General features: G+C 69.7%; 13 protein-coding genes, 2 tRNA genes, 1 other RNA gene and 1 pseudogene. 12 read left to right on the top strand and 5 right to left on the bottom strand.

Annotation, left to right across the window (positions count from 1 at the left end):
* The first annotated feature begins 4 nt into the window (after positions 1-4).
* Together QWI33_RS15795 and QWI33_RS15790 are read left to right on the top strand one after the other, a co-directional pair.
* Positions 5-259, top strand: a complete 255-nt coding sequence (locus QWI33_RS15795) for a hypothetical protein (RefSeq protein ID WP_289958103.1) — start codon at positions 5-7, stop codon at positions 257-259.
* The gene (locus tag QWI33_RS15790; protein WP_289958102.1) at positions 256-669 is read left to right on the top strand and encodes a type II toxin-antitoxin system VapC family toxin; all 414 of its coding nucleotides are present in this window, start codon (positions 256-258) and stop codon (positions 667-669) included. Before QWI33_RS15795 ends, QWI33_RS15790 begins: the two co-directional genes overlap by 4 nt.
* Here QWI33_RS15790 and QWI33_RS15785 read toward each other — a convergent pair.
* Positions 650-1,531 (bottom strand): TetR/AcrR family transcriptional regulator, encoded by an 882-nt coding sequence (locus tag QWI33_RS15785; protein WP_289958101.1) that lies wholly within the window; start codon positions 1,529-1,531, stop codon positions 650-652. The two genes, QWI33_RS15790 and QWI33_RS15785, sit on opposite strands and share 20 nt — an antisense overlap.
* Positions 1,532-1,624: 93 nt before the next feature.
* Between QWI33_RS15785 and QWI33_RS15780 the strand changes: the two genes are divergently transcribed.
* On the top strand, positions 1,625-3,766 hold the full coding sequence (locus tag QWI33_RS15780) for an MMPL family transporter (RefSeq protein ID WP_289958100.1): 2,142 nt from the start codon (positions 1,625-1,627) through the stop codon (positions 3,764-3,766).
* Here the strand turns inward: QWI33_RS15780 and QWI33_RS15775 are convergent.
* Positions 3,763-4,818: a UDP-N-acetylmuramate dehydrogenase gene (locus QWI33_RS15775; protein WP_289958099.1), complete on the bottom strand. Its 1,056-nt coding sequence runs from the start codon at positions 4,816-4,818 to the stop codon at positions 3,763-3,765. The genes QWI33_RS15780 and QWI33_RS15775 overlap by 4 nt on opposite strands.
* A 47-nt stretch (positions 4,819-4,865) precedes the next feature.
* On the opposite strand from QWI33_RS15775, the gene QWI33_RS15770 reads away from it, so the two are divergent.
* From QWI33_RS15770 to QWI33_RS15740, 7 genes and pseudogenes are all read left to right on the top strand, one after another.
* A complete protein-coding gene (locus QWI33_RS15770) occupies positions 4,866-5,612 on the top strand; it encodes a hypothetical protein (protein ID WP_289958098.1) in 747 nt (248 codons plus the stop codon).
* Positions 5,613-5,838: 226 nt separating this feature from the next.
* Positions 5,839-6,933 carry an ABC transporter ATP-binding protein gene (locus QWI33_RS15765; RefSeq protein WP_289958097.1) on the top strand — a complete coding sequence of 365 codons (1,095 nt, stop codon included), beginning with the start codon at positions 5,839-5,841 and terminating at the stop codon, positions 6,931-6,933.
* A gap of 148 nt (positions 6,934-7,081) precedes the next feature.
* Positions 7,082-8,266, top strand: coding sequence for an AmmeMemoRadiSam system radical SAM enzyme (gene amrS, locus QWI33_RS15760; RefSeq protein WP_289958096.1), 1,185 nt, complete (start codon positions 7,082-7,084; stop codon positions 8,264-8,266).
* A 23-nt stretch (positions 8,267-8,289) separates the two neighbouring features.
* Positions 8,290-9,096 (top strand): AmmeMemoRadiSam system protein B, encoded by an 807-nt coding sequence (gene amrB / locus QWI33_RS15755; protein ID WP_289958095.1) that lies wholly within the window; start codon positions 8,290-8,292, stop codon positions 9,094-9,096.
* Between the two features lie 464 nt (positions 9,097-9,560).
* Positions 9,561-11,015, top strand: coding sequence for a lysine--tRNA ligase (lysS, locus tag QWI33_RS15750; protein WP_353895492.1), 1,455 nt, complete (start codon positions 9,561-9,563; stop codon positions 11,013-11,015).
* Positions 11,016-11,263: 248 nt separating this feature from the next.
* Positions 11,264-11,620: a histone-like nucleoid-structuring protein Lsr2 gene (locus QWI33_RS15745; RefSeq protein ID WP_208498769.1), complete on the top strand. Its 357-nt coding sequence runs from the start codon at positions 11,264-11,266 to the stop codon at positions 11,618-11,620.
* A gap of 394 nt (positions 11,621-12,014) precedes the next feature.
* Positions 12,015-14,525 (top strand): annotated as a pseudogene (locus tag QWI33_RS15740) (ATP-dependent Clp protease ATP-binding subunit); the annotation flags it as partial.
* Positions 14,526-14,851: 326 nt separating this feature from the next.
* On the opposite strand, the gene QWI33_RS15735 reads toward QWI33_RS15740, so the two are convergent.
* Positions 14,852-14,939 (bottom strand) — tRNA-Ser (locus QWI33_RS15735).
* A 125-nt stretch (positions 14,940-15,064) separates the two neighbouring features.
* Between QWI33_RS15735 and ffs the strand changes: the two genes are divergently transcribed.
* Positions 15,065-15,158, top strand: an RNA gene (ffs, locus tag QWI33_RS15730) — signal recognition particle sRNA small type.
* Positions 15,156-15,231: transfer RNA gene (locus QWI33_RS15725), tRNA-Thr, on the top strand. Before ffs ends, QWI33_RS15725 begins: the two co-directional genes overlap by 3 nt.
* Before the next feature lie 44 nt (positions 15,232-15,275).
* Here the strand turns inward: QWI33_RS15725 and QWI33_RS15720 are convergent.
* Both QWI33_RS15720 and QWI33_RS15715 read right to left on the bottom strand, forming a co-directional pair.
* Positions 15,276-16,445, bottom strand: coding sequence for a sensor histidine kinase (locus QWI33_RS15720; protein WP_289958092.1), 1,170 nt, complete (start codon positions 16,443-16,445; stop codon positions 15,276-15,278).
* Complete coding sequence (locus tag QWI33_RS15715; protein WP_289958091.1) at positions 16,442-17,098, bottom strand: response regulator transcription factor; 657 nt, start codon at positions 17,096-17,098, stop codon at positions 16,442-16,444. The genes QWI33_RS15720 and QWI33_RS15715 overlap by 4 nt, the downstream gene beginning before the upstream one ends.
* Between the last annotated feature and the right edge of the window lie 29 nt (positions 17,099-17,127).

Raw genomic sequence — 17,127 nt, 5'->3', positions numbered from 1 at the left:
AAGCATGGCTAAAGCGGATGCGATCGAAACCAGCGTGACGATCCGGCATGTGCCGGTCGAATGGCGGGACGAACTGGCTGCTCGGGCGGCCCGCCAGCGGCAGTCGTTGCAGGAGTACATGCTCACCTTGATCGAGTCCACGGTGTCGCATCCGCCCCTTGATGTGGTTCTCGAACGTGCACGCGCGCGGGTACACGCTTCGGGTTCGACCGTCACCATCGAAGACATCCTCGAATCGCGGGACGCAGATCGCCGATGACCGATGGAGACGGGCTGGTCGTCGACGCGTCAGCGGTCGCCGCGGTGCTCATCGAGCCTGGGCCGATCAGTGAATGGGCGGTCGGCCACATGCGGGGCAAGCGGCTCTTCGCGCCGGAAATGCTGCACTACGAGACGGCGGACATCCTCCGGCGCGAAGCGCGCAAGGGAACCATCGATGAGACGGCGGCCGCTCTCGCCTACCGCGACCTGCAGGCCCTGCCGGTGCACTGCGAACCGTTCGCGGTTCTGGCGAGTCGAATCTGGGAACTGCGCGGCAGCGTGACCGCATACGACGCCTCTTATATCGCTGTCGCCGAATGGCGACGGGCTCCGCTGCTGACCACTGACCTCAAGTTGACACGCAGCAACGGACCCCGCTGCAAGTTCCTCACTCCTCCTTGTCCGTGACGCGGTACGGCTCGGCTTCGCGCGCCTCGACGGCCTCGTGAAGCGATCGGGTGATCGCGTCGGTCCGGGAGTCGACGTCCAGGACCTCCATCGCGTAGCGCAGTAGTCCGTCGTCGACCGACTTGTCGAGGTCGACCGCTCGGTCGAAATCGAACAGGCCTTCATCCGCCGTGCGGCGGAGGTTCGCCCGCGCGGCCCGCGCTCGTTCCTCCTCGGCCGGTGTGCGAGTCGTTCGTCGCGGGTAGGTCCCGATGCGGGATGACAGGTAATCGCGGAGTACGCCCTTGGTATCGGCGACGAGGGTGGGCAGGTCCTCCTCTGCCGCGCTCATGATGAGGGGGAGCAGACCTCTGAAGAGGTGGACCGCGACTTCCGCTGTGCGGGTTCGCTGCTCTGCCGGGAGGCCGGGGGCCCGCCGCTCCAGGATCTGGTCGAGGCGCTGGAACATGATCTTCTGGGCGGGCTTCTTCGCGCTCGCCAGTTCCGGGGAGAGGTGGGGGTCCGCCAGCAGGGCGTAGAAGCCCGGGTTGGCGCGGTCGAAGGCCACCACCGGGTCGATGATGCGGTCGAGCATCTCCGGCAGGGGCAGTTCGGCCACGGCCGGGTCGAAGGCCTCGCCGTGGGCCGCCCGCAGGCGCGCCACGTACCGCGCCATGAGGGCCTCGGCGATGGCCTCCTTGTTCTCGAAGAACTGGTACAGCGTGCCGGGGGAGGCGCCCGCGCGCCGGGCGATCTCGTTGGTGCCGGCCGCTTTGTAGCCGCGCTCGGCGAAGACCGCGGCGGCGGCGTCGAGCAGTTCCTCGATGCGCTTCTCGCCTCTGGCCTGGCGTTTCCGCTCCGGCTTGGCTGTGTCGTCGGGCACGCGTCCCCCTCGGGCTTGTAATTGCGAGCGATCGCTCGTATTTTTATTGCGAGCGCTCACTCGCATTCTCAAGTCTAGCCAGTCGGAGACCCCATGCACCGCCTTGGTCGATTCACCGTGCGCCGCAGACGCATCCTGCTCCTCGCCGCCCTCCTCGCCTTCCTCGCCAGCGCCTTCATCGGCTCCGGCACCATGAACGCGCTCGTCCTCTCCCGCTTCGAGGCGCCCGGCTCCGAATCGATCGTCACCGGCGACGAACTCGACCGTCGCTTCGGCATCGGCAGCGCCAACTTCCTGCTGCTCGTCACGGCCGCCGACGGCGACGTGGACTCCGCCGCAAGCAAAGCGGCGGGCACCGCGCTCGCCGCCGAGCTGGCCGCCGCCGAGGGCACCGGAGCCGTCGACTCCTACTGGGACGCCGGCTCACCCGCGCTCCGCTCCGAGGACGGCTCGCAGGCGCTCGTCACCGCCTACCTCCCCGGCGACGTCACCTTCGTGCGCGAGGAGCTGCTGCCGGACCTGAAGGCCGAGTTCGCCCGGGACGGCGGCGCGCTCACGGTGGCCGTCGGCGGCTCCGACGAGCTGTTCCGCGAGGCCGCGCAGCTGGCCCGCGAGGACTTCGTGCTCGCCGAGATGATCGTCCTCCCGGGGATGCTGGTGCTGCTCATCGTGCTCTACCGGCGTCCGGTCGCGGCCCTCCTCACCCTCGGGACCGGCGTCTTCGCGCTCGCACTCTCCTTGGCCGCCATGCGCGCCGTCGCGGCGATGACCGAGGTCTCGACGTTCGCCGCGAACCTCATCCTGGTCATGAGCCTGGGCCTGGCCGTGGACTACTGCCTGTTCATCGTCAACCGCTTCCGGGAGGAGTCGGCGCTCCACCACCGCGCGGAGGCCGTCGCCCGCACGGTCGCCACCGCCGGCCGCACCGTCGTGTTCAGCGCCGTCACCGTGGCCGCGAGCCTCTCCGTGCTGCTGCTCATGCCGTTCCCGTTCCTGCGGTCCTTCGGGTACGCGGGGATCATCGTGCCGCTCGCCGCGCTCGTCGGCGCCGTCGTCGTCCTCCCTGCGGCCCTGGCGGTCTGGGGCCCCCGGGTGACGCGCACGCGCCCGGTGCGGCCGGTCGAGGAGGGCCGGTGGTTCACGCTCGCGACGGCGGTCACGCGCCGCCCGTTCATCTGGGGCACTGCGGCACTGGTCCTCGTGCTGACGCTGGCGTCGCCGATCCTGGGGGTGCGCTTCGGCGTCCCCGACGAGCGGGCGCTCCCGGAGGACGCCGCGAGCCGCGTGGTCACCGACCAGATCACCGCAGGCTTCGCCGCCGAGGAGTCGGACGCGTTCCAGATCCTCATCGAAGGGGCCGAACCGGAAGCGCTCGGCGCCTACGCCGCCGAACTGTCGACAGTGGAGGGCATCGCCCAGGTCGACTCGAGCGCCGGACGGTACGTGGACGGCGTCGCGGTCGCCCCCGGCGACACCGAGCGGTTCGCGCACTCGGGCGGCGCCACATGGCTTTCGGCGGTCCCCGCGGCGGACGCGATGCGCGCCGACCCCTACGCCCTCGTCGGCGACGTCCGCGCCGTCGAGCCCGGGTTCACGGTTGCCGTGTCCGGCTACCCGGCCGACCTCGCGGACTTCCGCGACGCCCTGCTCGACCGGCTCCCGCTCGTGCTCGGCCTCATCGTCCTCATCACCGTCGTGATCCTGTTCCTCATGACCGGCAGCGTGATCGCCCCGCTCAAGGCCACACTCCTCAACGGACTCTCACTCGCGGTCATGTTCGGGGCCCTCGTGTGGGTCTTCCAGGACGGGCATCTCTCGGGCCTCATCGGTTTCACACCGCAGGGCTCGTTCGAGCCGAGCATCCCGATCCTCATGTTCTGCATCGCCTACGGACTCTCCATGGACTACGAGGTGTTCATGCTCGCGCGCATCAAAGAGGAGCACGACCGCACCGGGGACCGGACCGGCTCGATCGCCGCCGGCCTGCAGCGGTCCGCGCCGCTCGTCACCGCCGCCGCGGCCGTCCTGGCGTTCTCCTTCGCGGTCTACGCGACCGGCGACGTCGTCTTCCTGCAGATGCTCGGCCTCGGCATGGCCCTGGCGGTCATCGTGGACGCCACCGTGATCCGCGGCGTGCTCCTGCCCGCCCTCATGCGGCTCACCGGAAGATGGAACTGGTGGGCCCCGGCGCCGCTGCGCCGCCTCCACGACCGCATCGGACTGCGCGAGGGCTAAAGCACCATCACCGGCTCGGGGTGGAGGCGGACGCCGAAGTCCGCTTCCACCTTGTCCGCCACCTCGTCCGCGAGCGCGAGCAGCTCGGCCGCAGTGGCGCCGCCCCGGTTCGTCAACGCCAGCGTGTGCTTCGTCGAGAGGCTCACGTTCCCCCGCCGGTAGCCCTTCGCGAACCCCGCCGCCCCGATGAGCCACGCGGCCGAGACCTTCACGGCCCCTTCGCCCGCAGGCCAGTGCGGCGGCTCGCCCCCCGCCCGCTCGGCCACCTGGTGCAGGTCCGCCGCGCCGACGACCGGGTTCGTGAAGAACGAACCCGCACTCCACGTGTCATGATCGGCCTCGTCGAGGACCATGCCCTTGCCCCGGCGCAGCTCCAGGACCGCCTCCCGCACGGAATGCACCGGCGCCCGGTCGCCCACCTCGACCTCGAGCCGCTTCGCCAGCTCCGCGTACGCGACCGGCTCCGACTCGCCGCCCCCGGTGAGCTGGAAGTCCACACTCAGCACCAGGTACCGGTCCGAGTGCTTGAACACGCTGCGGCGGTACGCGAACCCGCACTCGGCCGGCGACCAGTCGCGGACCTCGTCCGCCTCCCGGTCCCACACCTTCACCGCCGCAATGGTCTGCGCGACCTCCTGGCCGTACGCGCCCACGTTCTGGATCGGCGTCGCCCCGGTCGAACCGGGGATGCCGCTCAGGCACTCGACACCGGAGGAGCCGTTGCGCACCGTCCAGGCGACGAACTCGTCCCACACATGACCGGCCTGGACCCGGAACCGCTCGGGCCCGACCTCCTCGATGCCCTCGCCGCGCAGCAGCACCACCGTCCCGTCGAACCCCCCGTCCCCGACGACGACGTTCGAGCCGCCCCCGAGCACCAGCGTCCGACCGGACGCCCCGCGGATCGCCGCGACCGCCTCCGACCAGTGGCGCGTCTCGATCACTTCGCGGGCCGGACCTCCTATCCTCAGCGTCGTGTACTCGCTGAGGGACCTGCCCGGGACCGGGCCGTTCGGAGCCTGCTCGCTCGACGTTGGGCTGGCGTGTGTCACACCGGAAAGCCTAAGCTTTACGCAGGCTACGAGGAACGGCGGTCACCATGGCTAAGCTGCGCATCACCGACTACCTCACCGAGTTGAAGACCGAGGCCGCAGGCCTGCGCTCGGCGTGCGGGCCCGAGGCCCTCGACCGCGTCGCCCCCTCCCGCCCCGACTCCACCGTCGCGGGCATCCTCCTCGAACTCGCCCGCGAGTACCGCTGGGCCGTCGAGGCCCTCTGCACCCGCCCCACGGCCGACCAGGACCTCCCGCAGCCCCCACCCGTGACCGCGCAGGGCACCGCCGTGCTCGACGTCTACGACCAGGCGCTGGCGGCCGTGCTCGACGCGATCGAGGCGCGCGGCGCCGACTCGCCGGCGTGGACGTGGGCGCCGGTGGAGTGGCGGGCCGAGTTCTGGCACCGGCGCGTCGCCGTCGCCACGGGCCTGGCCCGCTGGGACGTGCAGATGGCCGTGGGGGCGACCGCGCCCGTCCCGGTGGCGCTCGCGGCCGAGGCGATCAGCGAGGTGTTCGAAGCGTTTCTCCCGGTGGGCGCCCGCCGCGGGGCCCACCCCGAGGCCGCGGGCCTGGTGCAGCTGTTCGCGCAGGACGCGGACGCGACCTGGTTCGTGCGCCTGCGCGACGGCCGGGTCGCACTGCTCGAGCAGCCCGATTCGCGCACGGAACTGCAGGCCCGCGCGGCGGGCTCGGCCTCGGACATCGCCCTCGCGCTGTGGGGCCGGCTGCCGTTCGGGATCTGCGACGTGGCCGGTGACGAGCGGCTCCTGCAGGCCATGCGGGTGGAATAACGTTTCGGTAAACCTTCACGGTAAACCGGACAAACGTTCGGCACCGACTTGGCAAAGGCATTCCCCCGCGGCTAGGCTCAGCTCACGACCGCACGGTGCTGCGCATCACGCGGTCGTGATCGCAGCGCAGGGTCGCGCCGCTCCGGCGAGGTCCCGTCTGTGATGAAAAGCCGCCTTTTACTACGGATCGTCTGGCACGTGCCTGCCAGTGAAAGGGACCATAATCATGGCCACAGTGACGTACGCCGGTGCCACGCGCATCTACCCGGGCACCGAGAAGCCCGCCGTCGACAAGCTCGACATCGAGATCCAGGACGGCGAATTCCTCGTCCTCGTCGGCCCCTCCGGTTGTGGAAAGTCCACCTCCCTCCGGATGCTCGCCGGCCTCGAAGAGGTCGACGAAGGCTCGATCTTCATCAACGACACCGACGTGTCGAACCTCCCCCCGAAGTCCCGCGACATCGCGATGGTCTTCCAGAACTACGCGCTCTACCCGCACATGTCCGTCTTCGACAACATGGCGTTCGCCCTCAAGCTGCGCCGCATGCCGAAGGCCGAGATCAAGCAGCGCGTGGAGGACGCCGCCAAGCTCCTCGACCTCCAGGACTACCTCGGCCGCAAGCCGAAGGCCCTCTCCGGCGGCCAGCGCCAGCGCGTCGCCATGGGCCGCGCCATCGTGCGCGAGCCGCAGGTGTTCCTCATGGACGAGCCGCTGTCGAACCTCGACGCCAAGCTCCGCGTCCAGACCCGTTCGCAGATCGCCTCGCTCCAGAAGCGCCTGGGCATCACCACCGTCTACGTCACCCACGACCAGGTCGAGGCGCTGACGATGGGCCACCGCATCGCGGTCATGAAGGACGGCCTGCTGCAGCAGTGCGACACCCCGCGCACCCTGTACGACGCGCCGAAGAACACCTTCGTCGCCGGCTTCATCGGCTCCCCGGCCATGAACCTGAAGACCGTGAGCCTCACCGAGGCCGGCGGCCTGTTCGGCGACGTGACCCTCCCGCTCTCGCGCGAGGTCCGCGACGCCGCCACCCAGGACGGCGGCGACCAGCAGGTCACCATCGGCATCCGCCCCGAGCACTGCAAGCTCGGCACCGAGGGCTCCGGCGGCATCCCGATCGAGGTCGACCTCGTCGAGGAGCTGGGCTCGGAGGCCTACGTGTACGGCCACGCCGCGTACAGCAGCGAAGCCGAGCGCTTCGTCGTCCGGACCGAGTCGGCGAACGTGCCGCGCCTGGCCGAGACCGTGTACGTCGTGCCCGAGCCGGGCCACGAGCACGTCTTCCACGCCAAGACCGGCGAGCGCCTGAACTAGTACCTCCGGGCCGCGTGCGGCCCGAATGGTCGAGACCGGTAGGGGTCGCGCCGAGCATCCAGTGCTCGGGGCGGCCCCTTTCGCTTGCAAACCGCTCGCGTCCATGCCGAAACGCAACGGCAACGGAGCGGGCGCTACCGTAGTGAGTATGGCCACCCTCACTCCCCGTAGGCCACGGACCGAAGGGGCCGACGAGTTCACCGTCGGCACCGGTTTCCATCGCGTCCTGGACGACGGGCGCCTCGAGTGCACCGTCTGCCCCCGCGCCTGCCGCCTGCGCGAGGGCCAGCGCGGCCTGTGCTTCGTGCGGGCCCGCCGCGGCGACCAGATCGTGCTGACCTCGTACGGGCGCTCCTCCGGGTTCTGCATCGATCCGATCGAGAAGAAGCCCCTCAACCACTTCCTGCCCGGCACGCCCGTGCTCTCCTTCGGCACCGCCGGATGCAACCTGGCCTGCCGGTTCTGCCAGAACTGGGACATCTCCAAGTCCCGCGAGATCGACACGCTCACTTCGGAGGCCGAGCCCGAGACCCTCGCCACCACTGCGAAGCGCCTGGGCTGCAGGTCGATCGCGTTCACCTACAATGACCCTACGGTGTTCCTCGAATACGCTGCGGATTGCGCGGACGCGGCCCGCGAGGCCGGGCTCAAAGCGGTGGCGGTGTCGGCGGGGTACATCAGACCGGAAGCGCGGCGAGAGCTCTACGCGCACATGGACGCCGCGAACATCGACCTCAAGGCGTTCACCGAGGAGTTCTACCGCAAGATCGCATTCGCTTCACTGAGGACCGTCCTCGACACACTCGAATACCTGGTGCACGAGACCGACGTGTGGACCGAGATCACCACACTGCTCATTCCCGGGCACAACGACTCCGACGCGGAGATCGCCGCCGAATGCGCGTGGATCCACGACCACCTCGGACCTGATGTGCCGCTCCACTTCACCGCGTTCCACCCGGACTTCAAGATGCGGGACGTGCCGCCGACCCCGGTCGCGACACTCCGCCGGGCCAGGCGGATCGCCCGTGAAGCGGGCCTGCGGCACGTCTACACCGGCAACGTGCACGACCCCGAAGGCCAGACCACGAGCTGCTCCAGTTGTGGCCAAGCCCTCATCGTGCGTGATTGGTACCGAATTGACCGGTATGCAGTGTCGGATAGCGGACAGTGCGGCGGTTGCGGCGCGAACGTTCCCGGAGTTTTCGACGGACCGGCGGGAGACTGGGGTCCCAAGCGGCAACCGATCCGCATCGCCCCGCCGTCAACCAGGCGAGCACCGGCGCAAGACCACATTCCGGCTCACCGACCAGAGCCTTCACACCGACCATAGGAACCACCACCGGAAGACCTGCGATGCCTTCGATCAAATCAGACACCGTACGGCCCGCTGCCGTCGCCGGACGCTTCTACCCGGCCGACCCCGGGCTGCTCCGCGCCGACATCGAGCGGCTCATCGACGCCGCCGGACCGGTGAGCGAACCGCTCGCCGCCGCCTACATCGCCCCGCACGCCGGCCACCGCTACTCCGGGCCCGTCGCCGCCGAGGTCTACGCCCGACTCGCCGCCCACCGCGGCCGCGTCAAGCGCGTGGTCCTCGTCGGCCCCTCCCACCACTACCCGCTCCGCGGGCACGCCGCCGCGCCCTACGCGCGCTGGGAGACCCCGCTCGGGGAGGTCAACGTGGCCGCCACGGGCGTCGTCGGCTCCTCGCGCCTCCCGCACGAGGCCGAGCACTCGCTGGAGGTCCAGCTGCCGTTCCTGCAGGTGGCGTTGGGGCCCGACATCGAGATCACGCCCGTCGCCTTCGGCATGGGCCAGTCCCCGGACGGCGCGCGGCTCATCAGTGCGCTCCGCGAGGAGGCCGGGGAGGACTCGGTCATCATCTGCTCCACGGACCTGTCGCACTTCCACGACCAGGCGACCGCCGAGCGGATCGACGCCGCGACCGCCGAGGCCATCCGGAGCCTGCGCCCGCGCGAGATCGCCCCGCACCACGCGTGCGGCGTCTTCGCGCTGCGCGCCACGCTCGCGTGGGCCGACGCCACCGGCCGCCGCCCGCGCCAGCTCGCGCTCGCCACGTCGGCGGACACGGTGGGCCGGCCCGACCGCGTCGTCGGCTACCCGGCGTTCGCGATCGAACGGCCGATCCTGGCCGACTAGGCGACACGCCTGAGCGGCGCGTCATGGCCGATCTGGTGACACGGCTGAGCGGCGGGTCCCTGGCCGACTAGTCGGCACGCCTGAGCGCCGGGCCCTGGGCGACTGGGCGACTCACCCGAGCGGCCGGTCCCGGGCGGACCGCGCGACGGAGCGGCGATCGCGGCAGACCAGCGGGCGCCCACCGGTCGCGAAGGGGCGCGAACGAAGTTCGCGTTCGGGGGCATGTCGGACCCGTGTGGGAGAGTCGTCGCATTTCTTCGGTTGGTCGGAGGTGGATGCGGGTGGGAAGGGGCTTGCCCTATAGCCGCATCACCCCGTTCCGCCCCGCTCCGCGACGCGGAGGCGGTGTGACACGGCGCGACGGGGGGAAACTCGCATGCCGCCGCGCAGGAGCGGCATTTACCCTGTAAGACGTGACCGAGCACGAGCAGAACACCGACAGCGGCGACGACCTTCCCGAGCAGATGCAGATCCGGCGCGACAAGCGCGCCGCCCTCCTCGCGGAAGGCAAGGAGCCCTACGCGCTCGGCTACCCGCGCACCCACACGCTGGCCGAGCTGCGCGAGCAGTTCGCGGGCCTCGCCGACGGCGAGTCCTCGGGCGTCACCGTGGGCACCACCGGACGGGTGATCTTCGTCCGCACGGCCGGGAAGCTCTGCTTCGCGCGCCTGCGCGACGGCGACGGCACCGAGTTCCAGGTGATGCTCTCCCAGGGCAAGATCGGCGAGGAGCGCCTCGCCGACTGGAAGCGCCTGGCCGACATCGGCGACCACATCGGCGTCACCGGCGAGGTCGTCACCTCCAAGCGCGGCGAGCTGTCGGTCATGGCCGACTCCTTCGAGATCACCGGCAAGGCCCTGCGCCCGCTGCCGGTGGCCCACAAGCCGCTCGCCGAAGAGACCCGCGTGCGCCAGCGGTACGTCGACCTCATCGTCCGGCCCGAGGCCCGCGCGAACGCCCGCAACCGGGCGAAGGTCGTGCGCTCGCTGCGTTCGCAGCTCGACGACCGCGACTTCGTCGAGGTCGAGACGCCGATGATGCAGGTGCAGCCGGGCGGGGCGACCGCGCGGCCGTTCGTGACGCACATGAACGCGTACGACATGGACCTGTACATGCGCATCGCCCCCGAGCTCTATCTGAAAAGGTGCGTCGTCGGCGGTATCGACCGCGTATTCGAGATCAACCGGAACTTCCGCAACGAGGGCGCCGACTCGTCGCATTCGCCGGAGTTCGCGATGCTGGAGGCCTATCAGGCCTACGGCGACTACCGCACGATCGCCGGGCTCACCAAGTCGCTCATTCAAGGCGCGGCGCGCTCGGTGTTCGGCTCCGAGACGGTGGCTCTCGCGGACGGCTCCGAGTTCGATCTCGGCGGCGAGTGGGCCGAGATCACCCTCTTCGGGTCCCTTTCCGAAGCACTCGGAGAAACCGTGACCGTCGACACGCCGCTGGAGACGCTGCGCGTTTACGCGGAGAAAGTCGAACTCGCGGTCGACCCCAAGTGGGGAGCCGGGAAACTCGCGGAGGAATTGTTCGAGCTGCTGGTCTCCGACCACATCACGGCACCGACCTTCGTCTTCGACTACCCCGAGGAGACCTCGCCGCTCACGCGCGGTCACCGCACCACTCCCGGGCTCACCGAGAAATGGGACCTGTACGTCCGGGGCTTCGAACTCGCCACCGGCTATTCGGAGCTCATCGACCCGGTGATCCAGCGCGAGCGCCTGGAGGCGCAGGCCAGACTGGCCGCGAAGGGCGACGACGAGGCGATGGGCGTCGACGAGGACTTCCTGCGCGCGATGGAGTACGGCCTCCCGCCGCTGTGCGGGATGGGCATGGGAATCGACCGGTTGCTTATGGCGCTCACCGGACTCGGTATCCGAGAGACCATCCTCTTCCCGCTGGTGAAACCCGAATAGCAAAGCCAAAGGAACCGCGCCGGAAGGCCGCCTTATTCAAGGGGCGATCTTCGGGCGCGGTCCCTTTTCGCCCGGACCCGGGAGACTTGGACGCATTCAAGTCGCCTCGTGGCCTGGACGGTAGCGGCGCATTCACAAATAGATGCGGCCACCCTCTTTCCCTTCGCTAATGGACTCGTATATGCTCTGGCACTAGCAAGACGGTTGTCCCGGCAGCGGTAGTCGCTACAGTTCGAGAGGAATTTGCCATGGCGAAGAAGACACAGGTCATCCTGATCGACGATATCGACGGCAGCAAGGCTGAGGAGACCGTCAAATTCGCTATCGACGGGCAGGCCTACGAGATCGACCTCTCGGCGGGACATGCCAAGGAACTGCGCGATGCCTTGGAGAAGTTCCAGGAGGCCGGCACCCGACTCGGCCGTTACAGCCTGGGCGCCCCCCGCGGCCCGGTCCGCGGCGCCGTCGCCCCGCGTCGCCAGACTGTGGACCGCGAGCAGAACAAGGCCATCCGCGAGTGGGCCGAGCGCAGCGGCAAGCGCGTCTCTCCCCGCGGGCGCATCCCGCAGGCCATCGTCGAGGAATACAACGCCGCGCACAACTAGTCAGGCACCCGGCGAACCGACTTCCATGCCCGCTCTCTCCCGGGGAGCGGGTATTTTCGCGCGCAGCGAACAAAATGAGGATGCGGGCCGTCATCGCCATAGCGGGCACGCTGCGAACAGAGGCCGAGAACGGCCGTGCCGTTCCGTTCTTCGGGACGGCGGAGTCGGCCGGGCTGTCACACCCGTCGGGCACCATTGGATTGCCGCGACGCGGGACGGGTATTGCGCTCACAGCGAACCTGTTATCACCGGGAATGGTCGAAGAGGCACGCTTGTTGTCACCCACGTGGCACCCGTCGTCCGCGGACCCGGGAGATAAGGTGTACCCACAGGGTTTTGCAAGCCACGACCAGTAACGACGACAAGTAGCGGCGGACGCGAGGAGCAGAAGCGCATGTTTGAACGGTTTACGGACCGTGCCCGACGCGTGGTCGTCTTGGCTCAAGAAGAAGCCAGGATGCTCAACCACAACTACATCGGCACGGAACACATCCTGCTCGGCCTCATCCACGAGGGCGAGGGCGTGGCGGCGAAGGCCCTGGAGAGCCTGGGCATTTCCTTGGAAGGCGTCCGCCAGCAGGTCGAGGAGATCATCGGCCAGGGCCAGCAGGCCCCGTCCGGGCACATCCCCTTCACCCCGCGGGCGAAGAAGGTGCTCGAGCTGAGCCTGCGCGAAGCGCTGCAGCTGGGCCACAACTACATCGGGACCGAGCACATCCTGCTCGGCCTGATCCGCGAGGGCGAGGGCGTCGCCGCCCAGGTCCTCATCAAGCTCGGCGCGGACCTCAACCGCGTCCGCCAGCAGGTGCTCCAGCTCCTGTCCGGCTACCAGGGCAAGGAGCCCGCGGGCGCCACGGCCGGCGGCACCTCCCAGGAGGCGCAGCAGTCCGGTTCGCTCGTGCTCGACCAGTTCGGCCGCAACCTCACGCAGGCCGCCCGCGACGGCAAGCTCGACCCCGTGATCGGGCGCCAGCGCGAGATCGAGCGCGTCATGCAGGTCCTCTCCCGCCGCACCAAGAACAACCCGGTGCTCATCGGCGAGCCCGGCGTCGGCAAGACCGCCGCCGTCGAGGGCCTCGCGCAGGCGATCACCAAGGGCGAGGTCCCCGAGACCCTCAAGGACAAGCAGCTGTACACGCTCGACCTGGGCGCCCTGGTGGCCGGTTCGCGCTACCGCGGCGACTTCGAAGAGCGGCTGAAGAAGGTCCTCAAGGAGATCAAGACCCGCGGCGACATCATCCTGTTCATCGACGAGATCCACACGCTCGTCGGTGCGGGGGCCGCCGAGGGCGCGATCGACGCGGCCTCGATCCTCAAGCCCATGCTGGCCCGCGGCGAGCTGCAGACCATCGGCGCGACCACGCTCGACGAGTACCGCAAGTACCTCGAGAAGGACGCCGCCCTGGAACGACGCTTCCAGCCGATCCAGGTGGCCGAGCCGTCGTTGGCGCACACCATCGAGATCCTCAAGGGCCTGCGGGACCGCTACGAGGCCCACCACCGCGTGTCCATCACGGACGGCGCCCTGGTGCAGGCCGCGACGCTCGCGGACCGGTACATCTCGGACCGGTTCCTGCCCGACAAGGCCATCGACCTCATCGACGAGGCGGGCGCGAGAATGCGCATCCGCCGGATGACCGCACCGCCGGACCTCCGCGAGATCGACGAGGAGATCGCGGAGACGCGCCGCCAGAAGGAGTCGGCGATCGACGCCCAGGACTTCGAGGCCGCCGCGCGCCTGCGCGACACCGAGAAGCGCCTCCACGAGAAGCGCGCCAAGCGCGAGCAGGAGTGGAAGGCCGGCGACCTCGACCAGGTCACCGAGGTCGACGAGGAGATGATCTCCGAGGTCCTCGCGAACTGGACCGGCATCCCGGTCTACAAGCTCACCGAGGAGGAGACCTCCCGTCTGCTGAAGATGGAGGAGGAGATCCACAAGCGGATCATCGGCCAGGAGGACGCCGTCAAGGCCGTCTCGAAGGCGATCCGCCGTACCCGCGCCGGGCTCAAGGACCCCAAGCGCCCGTCCGGTTCGTTCATCTTCGCCGGCCCGTCCGGTGTGGGTAAGACCGAGCTGGCGAAGGCGCTCGCGGAGTTCCTGTTCGGCTCCGAGGACTCGCTGATCCAGCTCGACATGTCCGAGTTCCACGACCGGTACACGGTGTCGCGCCTGGTCGGTGCGCCTCCCGGGTACGTCGGGTACGACGAGGGCGGGCAGCTCACCGAGAAGGTGCGCCGCAAGCCGTTCTCGGTGGTCCTGTTCGACGAGATCGAGAAGGCCCACCCGGACGTGTTCAACACGCTCCTGCAGATCCTGGAGGACGGTCGCCTGACCGACGGCCAGGGCCGCATCGTGGACTTCAAGAACACGGTGATCATCCTGACCACCAACCTCGGCACGAAGGACGTCGGCAAGGCCGTCTCGCTGGGCTTCCAGTCGGACGCGTCCGAGGGCGGCGACTACGACCGGATGAAGGAGAAGGTCTCGGAGGAGCTGAAGAACCACTTCCGCCCCGAGTTCCTGAACCGCATCGACGACACGATCGTGTTCCCGAAGCACTCGCAGGACGCGATCGTCGCGATCGTCGACCTCATGGTCAAGCGCATCGAGGACCAGCTCGCGAACCGCGACATGGCCCTGGAGCTGACGGACGCCGCGAAGCTGTACCTGGGGCACAAGGGCTACGACCCGGTCATGGGTGCGCGGCCGCTGCGCCGCACGATCCAGCGCGAGATCGAGGACACGCTCTCGGAGAAGATCCTCTTCAACGAGTTCACCCCCGGTCAGATCGTGATCGTGGACGTCGACGGCGACCCGAAGGACGTCGAGAAGACGAACCTGACGTTCAGGGGCGCCGACAAGCCCGCGAGCGTCCCGGACACGCCTCCGGCCGAGCTGGCCGGCGAGCGGGCTCCCAAGAGCCCGGGAGCCGGTACCGGCACGATGCCGCCGAAGAGCCCGGGAGCCGGGCCGCGCGGCGGCCAGGTGGGCCAGGGCGGCGCCGCTTAACCGCGGAGGCCGATCGAGCGAACAGGGGCGGGACCGCGAGGTCCCGCCCCTTCGTCGTGCCGTGCCGCCGCGAGCCGGCGGCGGCCGGGCAGGCGTACTCGGCGCCGCGTCCGGGTCGAGCCGGTTCGGTGCCCGACGGCGTCCGGAGCACCCGTGGCCCGGGCGCGCGGAGGGCATGAAAAAAGCCGGAGCGGCTGCTCCGGCTTCTCTCTTCTCGCCACTGGCGGAGGATAGGGGATTCGAACCCCTGAGGGCGTTAACCCAACACGCTTTCCAAGCGTGCGCACTAGGCCACTATGCGAATCCTCCGCGGAAGACCTTACCGGATGCCTCCGGCGACTTCCAACCGGGTTGAACGAGGTGACCTGCGCTGCATCGGGCCCCGTCGGGGCGCTCCCGGTTCGGTGGCGGCGGAGGCGTGGGGTAGACTTTCGCCCGTCCCTCATGCGGCGTCATCTTGTGAACCTCCCCAGGGCCGGAAGGCAGCAAGGATAAGCGGGCTCTGTCGGGTGCGTGAGGGACCCCGCCGCCTTAGCTCAGTCGGTAGAGCGATTCACTCGTAATGAATAGGTCAACGGTTCGATTCCGTTAGGCGGCTCCAGCAGAAAGACCCCGGTTTCCCGGGGTCTTTTCTCGTTTCCCCGGTCAGTCGCCCGCGGCAGGCAGCCGCACCGTGACCGCCAAGCCCCCCTCGGCGCGGGCCGCCGCGGTGACCTCGCCGCCGTGGGCCTTCGCGACCGCCCTGACGATGGACAGGCCGAGCCCGGCCCCCTTGGAGGCCGTGGCGAGCCGCTCGGTGCCCAGGCGCCGGAACGGCTCGAACAGGCCCTCCACCTCGAACACGGGCACCACCGGGCCCGCGTTGACGACCTCCAGGACCGCGAAGGCGCCCTCGCGGCGGGTCGCCACGCGCATCCATCCGCCCTCCGGCGCGTTGTACCGGATCGCGTTCTCCACGAGGTTCTGCGCCAGGCGCTCCAGCAGCACCGGCTCGCCCATGGTCGGCGCCTCCTCGCAGCGGGTCGCCACCGCGACCCCGCCCGCCGGGGTCTGCGCCACCACGTACTCGGCCACGTCCGACAGGTCCACGTACGACCGCTCGGCCAGCTCGCGGTCCGAGCGCATGAGCAGCAGCAGGCCCTCGATGAGCCGCTCGTGCCGCGCGTTCACCTCCAGCAGGGTCTCGCCCAGCAGCCGCACCTCCGCGGACGCGTCCTGCCGGTGCACCGCCACCTCCAGCAGCGCCCGCGTCACCGTCAGCGGCGTCCGCAGCTCATGGGAGGCGTTGGAGATGAACGCACGCTGCCCGTCGAAGGACTGGTCGAGCCGCTCCAGCATCCGGTTGAACGTCTCCGAGAGCTCCCGCAGCTCATCGCGCGGACCGCTCACCTTGATCCGCTGGTGCAGGCCCCGGTCCGCAGCCGGGGCCTCCGCGATCTGCGCCGCCGTGTCGGTCACCCGCTGCAGGGGCCGCAGCATCCGCCCCGCCACGAGCCAGCCGATCGCGATCGTCCCGAGCCCTACCAGCAGCAGCGCCAGCGGCCCTTGGTTGCGGATCGCGTCCAGCGCCTCGGCCCACACCTCGTTCGTGGCGATGAGCCGCAGGTGCTGGTCCTCCGTCAGCACCTCGGTCTCGGGCGGCGCGACCTCCTCCCCGGAGGAGTTGAAGCTGCGGATGATCGCCCCCTCATCGGGGATGCCCTGCTCGACGAGGCTGTAGGTGAGGACCAGGAGCAGCGCCCCGCCGGCGAGGAACAGCCCGCCGTAGACGAGGGTCAGGCGGGCCCGGAGCGTGAGTCGGATGCGGCGCTTCATTGCAGGTAGTACCCCACTCCGGGTTCGGTCAGGACCACCGGCGGGTCGCCGAGCTTGCGCCTGAGCTTGAGGATGGTCATCCGCACCGCCTGCGTGAACGGGTCGGTGTGCTCGTCCCAGGCCTTCTCGAGCAGCTGCTCGGCCGAGACGGGCGCGCCGCCCGCCCGCAGCAGCTCGGTGAGGACCGCGAACTCCTTGCGCGACAACGGCACGTACCGGCCGTCACGGAACACCTGGTGCAGATGCGTGTCGAGGGTGATCCCGGCCCGCTCGAGCACCGGCGGCGCCGCCGGCCGGGCCCGCCGCCCCAGCGCCGCCACACGCGCCGCCAGCTCCCGGAACGCGAACGGCTTCGGCAAGTAGTCGTCCGCGCCGAGCGAGAGCCCGGTGACCCGGTCGTCGATGTCGGACGCGGCCGTGAGCATCAGCACCCGCGTGTCCCCGTGCTCGGCGGCGATCGCCCGGCACACCTGGTCGCCGTGCACCCCCGGCAGGTCCCGGTCGAGGACGACCACGTCGTAGTCGTTGACGCCGAACCGCTCGAGCGCCGCCGCACCGTCGAACGCGATGTCCACCGCATGCGACTCTCCGCGCAGCCACTCGGCCACGGCATCGGCGAGCAGCGGCTCGTCCTCCACCACCAGGATTCTCATGCCCTCCATCATGGCCCGCCCCGCGTTGC

The organism is Glycomyces tritici, from assembly GCF_030403505.1.
Note: the sequence above shows the minus strand (reverse complement) of the source record. Positions and strands in the feature narration are given on the sequence as shown.

Coding starts and splice junctions, on each gene's coding strand:
- QWI33_RS15795 (WP_289958103.1), top strand. CDS start 5: ATGGCTAAAGCGGATGCGATCGAAACCAGCGTGACGATCCGGCATGTG.
- QWI33_RS15790 (WP_289958102.1), top strand. CDS start 256: ATGACCGATGGAGACGGGCTGGTCGTCGACGCGTCAGCGGTCGCCGCG.
- QWI33_RS15780 (WP_289958100.1), top strand. CDS start 1,625: ATGCACCGCCTTGGTCGATTCACCGTGCGCCGCAGACGCATCCTGCTC.
- QWI33_RS15770 (WP_289958098.1), top strand. CDS start 4,866: ATGGCTAAGCTGCGCATCACCGACTACCTCACCGAGTTGAAGACCGAG.
- QWI33_RS15765 (WP_289958097.1), top strand. CDS start 5,839: ATGGCCACAGTGACGTACGCCGGTGCCACGCGCATCTACCCGGGCACC.
- amrS (WP_289958096.1), top strand. CDS start 7,082: ATGGCCACCCTCACTCCCCGTAGGCCACGGACCGAAGGGGCCGACGAG.
- amrB (WP_289958095.1), top strand. CDS start 8,290: ATGCCTTCGATCAAATCAGACACCGTACGGCCCGCTGCCGTCGCCGGA.
- lysS (WP_353895492.1), top strand. CDS start 9,561: ATGCAGATCCGGCGCGACAAGCGCGCCGCCCTCCTCGCGGAAGGCAAG.
- QWI33_RS15745 (WP_208498769.1), top strand. CDS start 11,264: ATGGCGAAGAAGACACAGGTCATCCTGATCGACGATATCGACGGCAGC.
- QWI33_RS15720 (WP_289958092.1), bottom strand. CDS start 16,445: ATGAAGCGCCGCATCCGACTCACGCTCCGGGCCCGCCTGACCCTCGTC.
- QWI33_RS15715 (WP_289958091.1), bottom strand. CDS start 17,098: ATGAGAATCCTGGTGGTGGAGGACGAGCCGCTGCTCGCCGATGCCGTG.